Origin of the sequence: Blautia wexlerae (genome assembly GCF_013300825.1) — a bacterium.
In the GTDB taxonomy this organism is placed as follows: Bacteria; Bacillota; Clostridia; order Lachnospirales; family Lachnospiraceae; genus Blautia_A; species Blautia_A wexlerae_B.
In genome coordinates, this window is record NZ_JAAIMY010000022.1 from 32,674 (window position 1) to 44,692 (window position 12,019).

Annotated in this window: 23 protein-coding genes; all 23 read left to right on the top strand. The window is 41.6% G+C overall.

The genetic code is table 11. The annotated features are described in order from the left end of the window. Positions 1-9: 9 nt before the first annotated feature. The 23 genes from rplB to rpsM all read left to right on the top strand — a co-directional run bounded on the left by rplB (position 10) and on the right by rpsM (position 11,882). Entirely contained in the window at positions 10-855 is an 846-nt protein-coding gene (gene rplB, locus G4417_RS11665; RefSeq protein WP_173683561.1) for a 50S ribosomal protein L2, read from the top strand. A 15-nt stretch (positions 856-870) separates the two neighbouring features. Continuing rightward, the gene (rpsS, locus tag G4417_RS11670) at positions 871-1,152 is read left to right on the top strand and encodes a 30S ribosomal protein S19 (protein ID WP_008707255.1); all 282 of its coding nucleotides are present in this window, start codon (positions 871-873) and stop codon (positions 1,150-1,152) included. Between the two features lie 88 nt (positions 1,153-1,240). Beyond that, positions 1,241-1,630, top strand: a complete 390-nt coding sequence (rplV, locus tag G4417_RS11675) for a 50S ribosomal protein L22 (RefSeq protein ID WP_008707257.1) — start codon at positions 1,241-1,243, stop codon at positions 1,628-1,630. A gap of 11 nt (positions 1,631-1,641) precedes the next feature. Further along, positions 1,642-2,298, top strand: coding sequence for a 30S ribosomal protein S3 (rpsC, locus tag G4417_RS11680; protein ID WP_008707259.1), 657 nt, complete (start codon positions 1,642-1,644; stop codon positions 2,296-2,298). Further along, a complete protein-coding gene (gene rplP, locus G4417_RS11685) occupies positions 2,298-2,735 on the top strand; it encodes a 50S ribosomal protein L16 (protein WP_008707261.1) in 438 nt (145 codons plus the stop codon). Before rpsC ends, rplP begins: the two co-directional genes overlap by 1 nt. After that, entirely contained in the window at positions 2,725-2,934 is a 210-nt protein-coding gene (rpmC, locus tag G4417_RS11690) for a 50S ribosomal protein L29 (protein WP_020994114.1), read from the top strand. Before rplP ends, rpmC begins: the two co-directional genes overlap by 11 nt. A gap of 15 nt (positions 2,935-2,949) precedes the next feature. After that, the gene (gene rpsQ, locus G4417_RS11695; RefSeq protein WP_008707264.1) at positions 2,950-3,204 is read left to right on the top strand and encodes a 30S ribosomal protein S17; all 255 of its coding nucleotides are present in this window, start codon (positions 2,950-2,952) and stop codon (positions 3,202-3,204) included. A gap of 13 nt (positions 3,205-3,217) precedes the next feature. Beyond that, positions 3,218-3,586: a 50S ribosomal protein L14 gene (rplN, locus tag G4417_RS11700; RefSeq protein ID WP_008707265.1), complete on the top strand. Its 369-nt coding sequence runs from the start codon at positions 3,218-3,220 to the stop codon at positions 3,584-3,586. An 11-nt stretch (positions 3,587-3,597) separates the two neighbouring features. After that, on the top strand, positions 3,598-3,909 hold the full coding sequence (rplX, locus tag G4417_RS11705; protein WP_008707266.1) for a 50S ribosomal protein L24: 312 nt from the start codon (positions 3,598-3,600) through the stop codon (positions 3,907-3,909). Positions 3,910-3,930: 21 nt separating this feature from the next. Next, complete coding sequence (gene rplE / locus G4417_RS11710; protein ID WP_008707267.1) at positions 3,931-4,470, top strand: 50S ribosomal protein L5; 540 nt, start codon at positions 3,931-3,933, stop codon at positions 4,468-4,470. A gap of 15 nt (positions 4,471-4,485) precedes the next feature. Beyond that, positions 4,486-4,671, top strand: coding sequence for a type Z 30S ribosomal protein S14 (locus G4417_RS11715; RefSeq protein WP_008707268.1), 186 nt, complete (start codon positions 4,486-4,488; stop codon positions 4,669-4,671). A gap of 144 nt (positions 4,672-4,815) precedes the next feature. After that, positions 4,816-5,217, top strand: a complete 402-nt coding sequence (rpsH, locus tag G4417_RS11720) for a 30S ribosomal protein S8 (RefSeq protein WP_019162493.1) — start codon at positions 4,816-4,818, stop codon at positions 5,215-5,217. Between the two features lie 88 nt (positions 5,218-5,305). Next, positions 5,306-5,845, top strand: coding sequence for a 50S ribosomal protein L6 (rplF, locus tag G4417_RS11725; protein WP_173683562.1), 540 nt, complete (start codon positions 5,306-5,308; stop codon positions 5,843-5,845). A 17-nt stretch (positions 5,846-5,862) separates the two neighbouring features. Next, positions 5,863-6,231 (top strand): 50S ribosomal protein L18, encoded by a 369-nt coding sequence (gene rplR / locus G4417_RS11730; RefSeq protein ID WP_008707271.1) that lies wholly within the window; start codon positions 5,863-5,865, stop codon positions 6,229-6,231. Positions 6,232-6,249: 18 nt separating this feature from the next. Next, positions 6,250-6,759, top strand: a complete 510-nt coding sequence (gene rpsE, locus G4417_RS11735) for a 30S ribosomal protein S5 (RefSeq protein ID WP_119233022.1) — start codon at positions 6,250-6,252, stop codon at positions 6,757-6,759. Positions 6,760-6,774: 15 nt separating this feature from the next. Next, positions 6,775-6,957 (top strand): 50S ribosomal protein L30, encoded by a 183-nt coding sequence (rpmD, locus tag G4417_RS11740; protein ID WP_008707273.1) that lies wholly within the window; start codon positions 6,775-6,777, stop codon positions 6,955-6,957. A 143-nt stretch (positions 6,958-7,100) separates the two neighbouring features. Then, the gene (rplO, locus tag G4417_RS11745; protein ID WP_019162488.1) at positions 7,101-7,541 is read left to right on the top strand and encodes a 50S ribosomal protein L15; all 441 of its coding nucleotides are present in this window, start codon (positions 7,101-7,103) and stop codon (positions 7,539-7,541) included. Beyond that, positions 7,541-8,857 carry a preprotein translocase subunit SecY gene (gene secY, locus G4417_RS11750; protein ID WP_173683563.1) on the top strand — a complete coding sequence of 439 codons (1,317 nt, stop codon included), beginning with the start codon at positions 7,541-7,543 and terminating at the stop codon, positions 8,855-8,857. The genes rplO and secY overlap by 1 nt, the downstream gene beginning before the upstream one ends. Positions 8,858-8,926: 69 nt before the next feature. Next, positions 8,927-9,571 (top strand): adenylate kinase, encoded by a 645-nt coding sequence (locus G4417_RS11755; protein WP_008707277.1) that lies wholly within the window; start codon positions 8,927-8,929, stop codon positions 9,569-9,571. A gap of 32 nt (positions 9,572-9,603) precedes the next feature. Beyond that, positions 9,604-10,359 (top strand): type I methionyl aminopeptidase, encoded by a 756-nt coding sequence (map, locus tag G4417_RS11760; protein WP_173683564.1) that lies wholly within the window; start codon positions 9,604-9,606, stop codon positions 10,357-10,359. Positions 10,360-10,384: 25 nt separating this feature from the next. After that, positions 10,385-10,603, top strand: coding sequence for a translation initiation factor IF-1 (gene infA / locus G4417_RS11765; RefSeq protein WP_005428560.1), 219 nt, complete (start codon positions 10,385-10,387; stop codon positions 10,601-10,603). A 475-nt stretch (positions 10,604-11,078) separates the two neighbouring features. Next, positions 11,079-11,192, top strand: a complete 114-nt coding sequence (rpmJ, locus tag G4417_RS11770; protein WP_003497809.1) for a 50S ribosomal protein L36 — start codon at positions 11,079-11,081, stop codon at positions 11,190-11,192. 321 nt (positions 11,193-11,513) lie between these two features. Then, the gene (gene rpsM / locus G4417_RS11775; RefSeq protein ID WP_008707282.1) at positions 11,514-11,882 is read left to right on the top strand and encodes a 30S ribosomal protein S13; all 369 of its coding nucleotides are present in this window, start codon (positions 11,514-11,516) and stop codon (positions 11,880-11,882) included. Positions 11,883-12,019: the final 137 nt, after the last annotated feature.

Sequence of the window (12,019 nt, forward strand, 5' to 3'; positions counted from 1 at the left end):
AGAACAAAAATGGGAATCAAAAGTTATAACCCATATACACCGTCTAGAAGACATATGACTGGTTCCGATTTCTCAGAGATCACAAAATCTACACCAGAGAAATCTCTTACCGTGTCTTTAAAGAAAAACGCTGGACGTAACAACCAGGGTAAAATCACAGTTAGACACCGCGGAGGCGGAAGCAGAAGAAAATACAGAATCATCGACTTCAAGAGAAGAAAAGATGGAATCGCTGCAACAGTACTTTCCATCGAGTATGATCCAAACAGAACAGCAAACATCGCTCTTATCTGCTATGCAGATGGCGAGAAAGCATATATCCTTGCACCGGAAGGCTTAAAAGTAGGCCAGAAAGTCATGAACGGAGCAGAAGCAGAAGTTCGTGTTGGTAACTGCTTACCATTAGAGCTTATCCCGGTTGGTACTATGGTACACAACATTGAGCTTCATCCTGGAAAGGGCGGACAGATGGTTCGTTCTGCTGGAAACGGCGCTCAGTTAATGGCTAAAGAAGGCAAATACGCAACACTGCGTCTGCCATCTGGTGAAATGAGAATGGTTCCGATCGTATGCCGCGCATCTGTTGGTATTGTCGGAAACGGAGATCACAACCTGATTAACATCGGTAAAGCCGGACGTAAACGTAACATGGGTATCAGACCTACTGTTCGTGGTTCCGTAATGAACCCGAATGACCATCCACACGGTGGTGGTGAAGGAAAGACCGGTATCGGTCGCCCAGGTCCATGCACTCCATGGGGAAAACCTGCTCTTGGTCTGAAGACAAGAAAGAAAAACAAACCGTCCAACAAGCTCATCGTAAGAAGACGCGATGGAAAAGCTTTATCGAAATAATAAGGAGGATTAAGCATGTCTCGTTCACTGAAAAAAGGACCTTTTGCAGATGCAAGCTTACTGAAAAAAGTAGATGCGTTAAACGCTGCAAATGATAAATCCGTTATCAAAACCTGGTCACGCCGTTCTACAATCTTCCCGTCCTTCGTAGGACACACAATCGCTGTCCATGACGGAAGAAAACACGTGCCGGTATATGTAACAGAGGATATGGTTGGCCACAAACTCGGTGAGTTCGTTGCAACCAGAACTTACAGAGGACACGGAAAAGACGAAAAGAAATCCGGTGTTCGCTAGTATTTGACTTTATATTCTGTCTGCTGCCCATGAGACAGCGGACAGGTTAACCTGATATTGAGAGAAAGAGGAAAGGAGGCACTTTAAAATGGCAAAGGGACATAGAAGCCAGATAAAAAGAGCCAGAAATGAGAGTAATAGAGAGACAAGACCGTCTGCAAAATTATCTTATGCAAGAATTTCTGTTCAGAAAGCCTGCTACGTGTTAGATGTAATCCGCGGTAAAGATGTGCAGACAGCACTTGGTATCTTAACATACAACCCAAGATACGCTTCCAGCGTTATCAAGAAACTTCTTGAGTCAGCAATTGCAAATGCTGAAAACAACAACGGAATGAATGCAGACAACCTCTACGTTGCAGCCTGCTATGCAGATAAAGGACCTACAATGAAGAGAATTCAGCCAAGAGCACAGGGTAGAGCTTACAGAATCGAAAAGAGAACAAGCCATATCACCATCGTGCTGGATGAAAGATAAGGAGGAAAAGCATGGGACAGAAAGTTAACCCACATGGCCTTAGAGTCGGTGTTATCAAGGATTGGGATTCAAGATGGTATGCTGATGCAGACTTCGCTGATTATCTGGTAGAAGACTACAACATCAGAACATTCCTTAAAAAGAAATTATACAGCGCAGGTGTTTCCAAGATCGAGATCGAAAGAGCATCTGACAGAGTTAAGATTATCATCTACACAGCTAAACCTGGTATCGTAATCGGTAAAGGCGGAGCTGAGATCGAAAAAGTTAAAGCTGAATTAAAGAAATTCACAGACAAGAAACTTATCGTAGATATCAAAGAAGTAAAGAGACCAGACAAGGATGCTCAGTTAGTAGCAGAGAATATCGCGCTTCAGCTTGAGAACCGTATCTCTTTCAGACGTGCTATGAAATCTACAATGCAGAGAACAATGAAGGCTGGAGCTAAAGGTATCAAAACATCCGTATCCGGACGTCTTGGCGGTGCTGATATGGCTCGTACAGAGTTCTACAGCGAAGGAACTATTCCGCTTCAGACACTTCGTGCAGATATTGACTATGGATTCGCAGAAGCAGACACAACATACGGCAAAGTTGGCGTAAAAGCTTGGGTCTACAATGGCGAAGTACTTCCAACAAAAGGAACTAAGGAAGGGAGCGATAAATAATGTTAATGCCAAAAAGAGTAAAACGTCGTAAACAATTCCGTGGCTCCATGAGAGGAAAAGCCCTTAGAGGTAATAAGATCAATTATGGTGAATTCGGACTTGTTGCAACCGAACCGTGTTGGATCCGTTCCAACCAGATCGAAGCAGCCCGTGTTGCTATGACTCGTTATATCAAACGTGGTGGTCAGGTTTGGATCAAGATTTTCCCAGATAAACCAGTAACAGCGAAACCAGCAGAAACACGAATGGGTTCCGGAAAAGGTGCTCTTGAATACTGGGTAGCAGTTGTTAAACCAGGACGTGTAATGTTCGAAATCGCAGGCGTTTCCGAGGAAATCGCTCGTGAAGCATTACGTCTTGCGATGCACAAGTTACCATGTAAATGCAAAATCGTTTCTCGTGCAGACTTAGAAGGCGGTGATAACAGTGAAAATTAATAAATTCGTGGAAGATTTAAAGGCAAAATCAGCTGCAGAATTAAATGAAGAATTAGTAGCTGCTAAAAAAGAACTTTTCAATCTGAGATTTCAGAATGCAACTAATCAATTAGAGAACACAAGCCGCATCAAAGAGGTTCGTAAGAACATCGCAAGAATCCAGACAGTGATTACTGAGCAGGCTAACGCTTCCAAATAATAGGAGGAAACTATCGTGGAAAGAAATCTGAGAAAAACCCGCGTGGGTAAGGTTGTCAGCAATAAGATGGATAAGACCATTGTAGTTGCTATTGAAGACCATGTAAAACATCCTCTTTACAAAAAAATCGTGAAGAGAACATATAAATTAAAAGCTCATGACGAAAACAATGAGTGCAATATCGGTGATACCGTAAAAGTTATGGAAACCAGACCGTTATCCAAAGATAAGAGATGGAGACTGGTTGAAATCGTAGAGAAAGTTAAATAAGGAGGAAACCAGTATGATCCAGCAGGAAACTAGACTGAAAGTTGCCGACAACACTGGTGCAAAAGAAATCCTTTGTATTCGTGTTATGGGCGGCTCTACAAGAAGATATGCAAGCATTGGCGATACAATCGTTGCTACTGTTAAAGATGCAACACCAGGCGGCGTTGTTAAAAAAGGTGACGTTGTAAAAGCTGTTGTAGTTAGAACTAAAAAAGGCGCTCGTCGTAAAGACGGATCTTACATCCGCTTCGATGAAAATGCTGCCGTAATCATTAAAGACGACTTAACTCCGAGAGGAACACGTATCTTTGGACCAGTTGCCAGAGAGCTTCGTGAGAAAAAATTCATGAAGATCGTTTCCTTAGCTCCGGAAGTATTATAGGAGGGTGCCTAATGTCAGCTATGAAAATTAAAAAAGGTGATACTGTAAAAGTTATCGCTGGTAAAGATAATGGCAAAGAGGGTAAAGTCCTTGCAGTTAACGCAAAAGACAATACCGTAGTTGTTGAGAACATCAACAAGGTTACAAAACACAGCAAACCATCTGCAGCAAATCAGCAGGGCGGAATCATCACAAAAGAAGCTCCTCTTCATATCTCCAACGTTATGTTAGTTGTTGATGGACAGGCTACAAGAGTAGGCTTCCAGATGGACGGAGACAAAAAAGTCCGCGTTGCTAAAAAGACCGGTAAGGTTATCGATTAATTAAGAGAGGAGGCATGACAAGTGAGTAGATTAAAAGAAATGTACAAAAATGAGATCATGGATGCCATGACCAAAAAATTTGGATACAAAAATGTTATGGAAGTGCCAAAACTCGATAAGATCGTAATCAATATGGGTGTTGGTGAAGCCAAAGAAAATGCTAAGCTTCTGGATGCTGCAATCGCAGATATGGAACTTATCACAGGACAGAAAGCAATCGCTACAAAAGCTAAAAAATCTGTCGCTAACTTTAAGATCAGAGAGGGTATGCCGATTGGTTGTAAAGTTACATTAAGAGGAGAAAAGATGTATGAGTTCGCTGATCGTCTGATCAACCTTGCACTTCCTCGTGTACGTGACTTCCGTGGTGTTAACCCGAACGCATTCGATGGTCGTGGAAACTATGCTCTGGGTATCAAAGAGCAGCTCATCTTCCCGGAAGTTGAATATGATAAAGTTGACAAAGTAAGAGGTATGGACATCATCTTCGTTACTACAGCAAAGACTGATGAAGAAGCTCGTGAATTACTGACATTATTCAATATGCCGTTTGCAAAATAATAGGAGGAACGATTCATGGCTAAAACAGCAATGAAAATCAAACAGCAGCGCAAACAGAAATTCTCCACAAGAGAATACACACGCTGCAACATTTGTGGACGTCCACATTCTGTTTTAAGAAAATACGGAATCTGCAGAATCTGCTTCCGTGAATTAGCTTACAAGGGACAGATCCCGGGTGTTAAGAAGGCTTCCTGGTAGGAACCGGATTTAAATATAAATAAACGATCGGCTGATTTATCAGTCCGGTCATGTGTCCAGACGAGATTTATGATAAAAAAGGTAACAATGTAAACAATTAATATACATGCACATGTAAAGTCTGAATTATAGGAGGAAACTAACATGACAATGAGCGATCCAATCGCAGATATGCTTACAAGAATCCGTAACGCAAATACTGCAAAACATGACACAGTAGATGTTCCGGCATCCAAAATGAAAATTGCAATTGCTAACATCCTTGTTGATGAAGGATATATTGCAAAATATGATTTAGTTGAAGATGGAGTTGTTAAAACTCTTCATATCACACTGAAATACGGTGAAGACAAAAACGAAAAAATCATCACTGGTTTAAAGAGAATCTCCAAACCTGGTCTTCGTATCTATGCAGGCAAGGATCAGCTTCCAAAAGTTCTTGGTGGACTTGGAATCGCAATTCTCTCTACAAACAAAGGTGTTATTACTGACAAAGAAGCCCGTAAACTTCAGGTTGGCGGCGAAGTATTAGCATTCGTTTGGTAATTTGAACCAAGATTTTTTATAGAGAACAAACTGAAAACAGAGAGGATGTCATATCCTCTCCGATAATCTAAGTAAGGAGGACAAACATATGTCACGAATTGGTAGACTTCCGGTTGCTATTCCTGCAGGCGTAGAAGTAAAAGTCGCTGAAGGCAACGTAGTAACTGTAAAAGGACCAAAAGGAACACTCGAAAGAGCACTTCCTACAGAAATGGAAATCAAAGTTGAAGATGGTCATGTAGTAGTATCCAGACCAAACGACTTAAAGAAAATGAAATCTCTTCACGGTTTAACAAGAAGCTTAATCCACAACATGGTTGTTGGTGTAAGCGAAGGCTATACAAAAGAGCTTGAAGTTAACGGTGTAGGTTATAAAGCAGCAAAACAGGGCAAAAAGCTTGTGCTTAGCCTTGGATATTCTCATCCGGTAGAAATGGAAGATCCAGACGGAATCGAAACCAAAGTTGATGGTAACAAGATTATCGTATCCGGTATCAGTAAAGAAAAAGTCGGCCAGTTTGCAGCTGAGATCAGAGACAAGAGAAGACCTGAGCCATACAAAGGTAAAGGTATTAAATATGTTGATGAAGTTATCAGACGTAAAGTTGGTAAGACTGGTAAGAAATAATTCAGGAGGGTGAGAAAATGGTAAATAAGGCATCTAGAGCGAAAATTCGTGAGAATAAGCATAGAAGATTACGTCATCATTTAAACGGAACTGCAACAACACCTCGTTTAGCAGTATTTCGTTCCAACAAGCATATTTATGCTCAGATCATTGATGACACTGTAGGAAAAACTTTAGTATCTGCTTCTACTCTTCAGAAAGAAGTAAGAGCTGAGTTAGAGAACACTGATGATGTAGCAGCAGCTGCACATTTAGGAACCGTTATTGGTAAGAAAGCTGTTGAAGCTGGCATCGAAAGCGTTGTTTTCGACAGAGGAGGCTATATCTACCACGGTAAAGTTAAAGCACTGGCAGACGCAGCAAGAGAAGCTGGGCTGAAATTCTAATAAGGAGGAGCGAAACACATGAAACGTAATCTTATTGATGCTAGTCAGTTAGAATTAGAAGATAAAGTAGTATCAATCAAGCGTGTTACCAAGGTTGTTAAAGGTGGTCGTAACTTCCGTTTCACAGCTTTAGTTGTTGTAGGTGACGGCAACGGACACGTTGGTGCAGGTTTAGGTAAAGCAGCTGAAATTCCTGAAGCTATCCGCAAAGGAAAAGAGGATGCTATGAAGAAATTAGTAACAGTAGCAAGAGATGAAAACAAGTCCATTACACATGACTTTGTTGGAAAATACGGCAGCGCTGAAATGCTTCTGAAGAGAGCTCCGGAAGGTACTGGAGTTATCGCCGGCGGTCCTGCCCGTGCGGTAATCGAGTTAGCTGGTATCAAAAACATCCGTACAAAATGTATGGGATCCAGAAACAAACAGAACGTTGTTCTTGCAACAATCGAAGGCTTAAGACAGTTAAAAACTCCGGAAGAAGTTGCTAGACTTCGCGGAAAATCTGTTGATGAGATTCTGGCTTAAGGAGGAAATACAAAAATGGCAAACACATTAAAAGTTACATTAGTAAAATCTCCTATTGGTGCAGTTCCGAAACACAAAAAAACTGTTGCAGCTATGGGTCTTACAAAAATGCACAAAACAGTTGAAATGCCGGATAACGCAGCAACAAGAGGAATGATTCAGCAGGTACAGCACCTGGTAAAGGTTGAAGAAGCTTAATTGTGATTTAACCAGAGAGAATTCTGATATGGATCTGATATGAGCCTGTTATTCACAGAGAATGGCAGGAGCATACAGAAACATATTCAGACACAATACAATCTGAACTTATAGATTTGAAATAATAATAAGGAGGTGCCAACATGGAATTATCAAACTTAAGACCAGCAGAAGGTTCTAAGCACAGCGATAACTTCAGAAGAGGCCGTGGACATGGTTCTGGAAACGGCAAGACAGCCGGTAAAGGACACAAAGGACAGTTAGCTCGTTCCGGTCACAAGAAACCGGGATTTGAAGGTGGTCAGATGCCTTTATACAGACGTCTGCCTAAGAGAGGATTCAAAAACAGAAATACAAAAGAGATCATTGCAATCAACGTTGACGTACTGAACCGTTTTGAAGATGGTGCAGAAGTTACAGTAGAAAGCTTACTTGCAAGCGGTGCAATCTCCAAGATCGCTGATGGCGTTAAAATTCTTGGAAACGGTGAGCTGACAAAGAAACTTAATGTCAAAGTAAACGCTGTCAGCGAGACTGCAAAATCAAAAATTGAAGCTGCTGGTGGTACAGTAGAGGTGATCTAATGTTTGAAACTCTTAAAAATGTTTTTAGAGTGAAAGAAATGAGACGCAAGCTGTTGTATCTGATATGGATGATTTTTATCATCCGTATCGGCTGCCAGATTCCGGTACCGGGAGTTGACAGTGATTTCTTCAAACAGTGGTTCGGCAGCAATGCCGGTGATGCATTCAATTTCTTTGATGCATTTACCGGTGGTTCATTTGAAAGAATGTCAATTTTCGCATTAAACATCACACCTTATATTACATCTTCCATTATCATTCAGCTTCTTACCATTGCAATTCCGGCACTGGAAGAAATGCAGAGAGATGGTGAAGAGGGAAGAAAGAAGATGACTGCGATCACACGTTATGTGACCGTGGGTCTTGCTTTATTTGAGTCAATCGCAATGGCAATCGGATTTGGACGTCAGGGTATGATTCCGGATCTGGACTTCTTTAAAGGTGTTGTAGTTGTTGCCTGCCTTACAGCCGGTTCAGCTATGTTGATGTGGCTTGGTGAGCGTATTACAGAAAAAGGCGTTGGAAATGGTATTTCCATCGTACTTACTATTAATATCATCTCCAGAGTACCAAGCGATCTGGCATTACTGTATGAGAACTTTATTAAAGGAAAAACGATTGCAAAGGGCACTCTTGCAGGGCTGATCATTGCAGCCGTTATTCTTCTGGTAGTAGTTCTGGTACTTATCCTTAACGGAGCAGAGAGAAGAATTCCGGTTCAGTATTCCAAGAAAATGGTCGGAAGAAAGCTGATGGGCGGTCAGTCCACCAACATTCCGCTGAAGGTTAACACCGCCGGTGTTATCCCGGTAATCTTTGCATCCTCCATTATGTCTTTCCCGGCTATCATTGCACAGTTAACGGGAAAAGGTAATGGTACAGGAATCGGAAGTGAGATTATCCGTGGTCTTTCTTCCAATAACTGGTGTAATCCGAAACAGCTCCAGTATACATGGGGACTAGTTCTTTACATCGTACTTTGTGTTTTCTTTGCATATTTCTACACTTCCATTACATTCAATCCTCTGGAAGTGGCAGATAATATCAAAAAGCAGGGTGGATTTATTCCAGGTATTCGTCCTGGAAAACCTACGTCAGACTATTTGACTAATATCTTAAATTATATTATATTTATAGGTGCAGTAGGTCTTATCATTGTGTGCGTGATTCCGTTCATCTTTAATGGTGTGTTCGGAGCGAATGTTTCATTCGGTGGTACATCTATCATCATTATTGTTGGTGTTATCCTCGAAACTGTGAAACAGATCGAGTCACAGCTTCTCGTACGTAATTACAAAGGCTTCCTGAACAATTAAAAATGAGAGGTTGTGGTGCATGGCATCACAGCCTTGATTTGCTAAAAAAGAAAACGGAGGGTATATCTTATGAAAATCATTATGTTGGGTGCACCGGGAGCAGGAAAAGGAACTCAGGCGAAAAAAATTGCTGCGAAATATCAGATTCCGCACATTTCCACCGGAGATATTTTCCGAGCAAATATCAAAAATGGAACAGAACTGGGTAAAAAAGCAAAAACTTATATGGATCAGGGACTTCTTGTACCTGATGAACTGACCTGTGATCTGGTTGTGGACAGAATACAGCAGCCAGATGCGGCAAATGGTTATGTACTGGATGGTTTTCCAAGAACAATTCCTCAGGCAGAGTGTTTAACAGAAGCTCTGAATAAACTGGGAAGTAAAGTTGATTATGCAATCGATGTGGATGTTCCGGATTCCAATATTGTAAACCGTATGTCCGGAAGACGTGCCTGCCTCAAATGCGGTGCTACTTATCATGTTGTACATGCTGCACCGAAGGTTGAGGGCGTTTGTGATACCTGTGGGGAGAAACTGGTGCTTCGCGATGATGACCAGCCTGAAACAGTTCAGAAACGTCTGAATGTATATCATGAGCAGACACAGCCGCTGATCGATTATTATACTAAAGAGGGAATTTTAAAATCAGTGGATGGCACAAAAGATCTTGAAGAAGTATTTGCAGATATCGTTGCCATCCTGGGAGAGTAATCGGGTGTTTTTAAACACCATCTGGAGGTAAAATGTCGGTTTCTATCAAGACAGAACATGAAATTGAACTTATGAGGGAGGCAGGTCATCTGCTTGAGAAAGTACATGATGGTCTGATCCCGTACATTAAACCGGGAGTGAGCACAAAGGAGATCGACCGTATCGGGGAACAGATGATACGTGATCTGGGCTGTATCCCGAATTTCCTGAACTACGGAGGTTTTCCTGCATCATTCTGTATCAGTCTGAATGATGAGGTAGTTCATGGAATCCCGTCTGAAGAGAAGATCATTCAGGAGGGAGATCTTGTAAAGATTGATGCCGGTCTTATTTATAAGGGGTATCATTCTGATGCAGCGAGAACTTATGCTGTCGGTGAGGTCTCACCGCAGGCGCGTAAGCTGATGGATGTGACCAGAGAGTGTTTCTTTGAAGGACTTAAGGCCGCACGTGCAGGAAATCATCTGAATGATATTTCCAAGGCAATCGGTGCTCATGCTGCCAAATATCATTATGGGATTGTCCGCGACCTGGTTGGACATGGAATCGGCACTCACCTTCATGAGGATCCGCAGATCCCGAATTTTCCGCAGAAGCGAAGAGGAGTTCGTCTGATGCCGGGTATGACACTTGCTGTAGAGCCTATGATCAATATGGGACGTGCAGATGTGGCATGGCTGGATGATGAGTGGACTGTTGTAACTATGGATGGTTCTCTTTCTGCTCATTATGAGAATACGATTCTTATTACAGACGGAGATCCGGAGATTCTGACTCTTACGAAATAATTGGACGACATACAGGAGGTTTAAAATGTCAAAAGCAGATGTAATCGAAGTGGAAGGCACTGTTCTGGAAAAGCTGCCTAATGCGATGTTTAAAGTGGAACTAGAGAACAAACATGTGGTGCTTGCACATATCAGTGGTAAGTTACGTATGAATTTTATTCGTATTCTTCCCGGAGATAAAGTTACGATTGAACTGTCTCCGTATGATCTGTCTAAGGGCAGGATTATCTGGAGAGATAAATAAGAAATATTGGACTGCAGTTGGTGCAGTGATGAGAAAGAGAGCTGGAGGGATCTGGTTCTCTTTTTTTGTGCTGTAAAGGGGGACGCGTAGAAAAATAATTCATTTCATGTGCGGTTTCGGCATCTAAGATATTCTAAGCTTTCATAAATCTGCTAAAAGCATGAGGAAATCAGGTCAAACTCGCTTCGCTCAGACAGTGACCTGATTTTCTCATAACGCAGATTTCTGAGAGCTAAGAATATCTAAGATGCCTGCAAATGCACATGAAATGAATTATTTTTCTACGCTGTATGTTGGCAGTGGGAAGTATAAATGGATGATTGGGGGAGAAAATGAAAAAATGTGATTTTATTCAAAAAAGTGCTTGCATTTTATATTTTGCTGTGATAATATATAAGCCGAACGCGTAAGTATATTGTATTTGTGCGCTCAAAAAACTGCAGATTTTAATGAATTTACGGAAGGAGGATTTCCAGTGAAAGTAAGATCATCTGTAAAGCCGATCTGCGAAAAATGCAAGATCATTAAAAGAAAAGGATCTATCAGAGTAATCTGTGAGAATCCAAAACACAAACAGCGTCAGGGTTGATTGACAGTTTAAAGTTTGTGTAACGTGCGGCTGTAGTATGAGACACCCGGAGAGGTTGTCCAGACTGTTAAGATAGTTTTAGCATGTATTGCCTAATACCGAGAGGCAACGTTGGCCCGTTGGCCGCAGTAATTCGGAAAGGCTGCTTTTCGCCAATTGCAGCTGGGTGTTTTACCGAGGCACCCCAATTAGGAACTGAGAAATAAGGAAGTGATGTGTCCGATACATCCCATTTCACCTTACTTGAGTGAGAGAATTCGCGAGGGTAAGTGATGTACAGGCATTAAGGACTTTCAAAGTAGAAGATGGAGGAAACAGTACATGGCTCGTATAGCTGGTGTAGACTTACCAAGAGAAAAACGTATTGAAATCGGTCTTACCTACATTTATGGTATTGGTAGACCAAGCGCAGACAAAATCCTTGCAAAGGCAGAAGTTAATCCTGACACACGTGTCAGAGATCTGACTGATGACGAAGTAAAGAGACTCAGCGCAGTTATTGATGAAACAATGACAGTAGAAGGTGACCTTCGCAGAGAAATCGCCCTCAACATTAAGAGACTGCAGGAAATCGGATGCTACAGAGGTATCCGTCATCGTAAAGGACTTCCGGTTCGTGGTCAGAAGACTAAGACCAACGCTAGAACACGTAAAGGTCCTAAGAGAACAGTAGCTAATAAGAAGAAATAAATAAAGCTTTAAATATTTGATAAGCGTAGGCTGATCTTATGAGGAAGCTTGCATGGACACTTGATGAATGACGAGCGAAGCGAGGAAATGAATTTAGTGGACATGGTGTTTCTTGTAACATATATTTGATTGATAAA

Excerpts from the sequence above, each read along its gene's own strand:
- rplB (WP_173683561.1), top strand. The coding sequence starts at position 10 with ATGGGAATCAAAAGTTATAACCCATATACACCGTCTAGAAGACATATG.
- rpsS (WP_008707255.1), top strand. The coding sequence starts at position 871 with ATGTCTCGTTCACTGAAAAAAGGACCTTTTGCAGATGCAAGCTTACTG.
- rplV (WP_008707257.1), top strand. The coding sequence starts at position 1,241 with ATGGCAAAGGGACATAGAAGCCAGATAAAAAGAGCCAGAAATGAGAGT.
- rpsC (WP_008707259.1), top strand. The coding sequence starts at position 1,642 with ATGGGACAGAAAGTTAACCCACATGGCCTTAGAGTCGGTGTTATCAAG.
- rplP (WP_008707261.1), top strand. The coding sequence starts at position 2,298 with ATGTTAATGCCAAAAAGAGTAAAACGTCGTAAACAATTCCGTGGCTCC.
- rplN (WP_008707265.1), top strand. The coding sequence starts at position 3,218 with ATGATCCAGCAGGAAACTAGACTGAAAGTTGCCGACAACACTGGTGCA.
- rplX (WP_008707266.1), top strand. The coding sequence starts at position 3,598 with ATGTCAGCTATGAAAATTAAAAAAGGTGATACTGTAAAAGTTATCGCT.
- G4417_RS11715 (WP_008707268.1), top strand. The coding sequence starts at position 4,486 with ATGGCTAAAACAGCAATGAAAATCAAACAGCAGCGCAAACAGAAATTC.
- rpsH (WP_019162493.1), top strand. The coding sequence starts at position 4,816 with ATGACAATGAGCGATCCAATCGCAGATATGCTTACAAGAATCCGTAAC.
- rplF (WP_173683562.1), top strand. The coding sequence starts at position 5,306 with ATGTCACGAATTGGTAGACTTCCGGTTGCTATTCCTGCAGGCGTAGAA.
- rplR (WP_008707271.1), top strand. The coding sequence starts at position 5,863 with ATGGTAAATAAGGCATCTAGAGCGAAAATTCGTGAGAATAAGCATAGA.
- rpsE (WP_119233022.1), top strand. The coding sequence starts at position 6,250 with ATGAAACGTAATCTTATTGATGCTAGTCAGTTAGAATTAGAAGATAAA.
- rpmD (WP_008707273.1), top strand. The coding sequence starts at position 6,775 with ATGGCAAACACATTAAAAGTTACATTAGTAAAATCTCCTATTGGTGCA.
- rplO (WP_019162488.1), top strand. The coding sequence starts at position 7,101 with ATGGAATTATCAAACTTAAGACCAGCAGAAGGTTCTAAGCACAGCGAT.
- secY (WP_173683563.1), top strand. The coding sequence starts at position 7,541 with ATGTTTGAAACTCTTAAAAATGTTTTTAGAGTGAAAGAAATGAGACGC.
- G4417_RS11755 (WP_008707277.1), top strand. The coding sequence starts at position 8,927 with ATGAAAATCATTATGTTGGGTGCACCGGGAGCAGGAAAAGGAACTCAG.
- map (WP_173683564.1), top strand. The coding sequence starts at position 9,604 with ATGTCGGTTTCTATCAAGACAGAACATGAAATTGAACTTATGAGGGAG.
- infA (WP_005428560.1), top strand. The coding sequence starts at position 10,385 with ATGTCAAAAGCAGATGTAATCGAAGTGGAAGGCACTGTTCTGGAAAAG.
- rpsM (WP_008707282.1), top strand. The coding sequence starts at position 11,514 with ATGGCTCGTATAGCTGGTGTAGACTTACCAAGAGAAAAACGTATTGAA.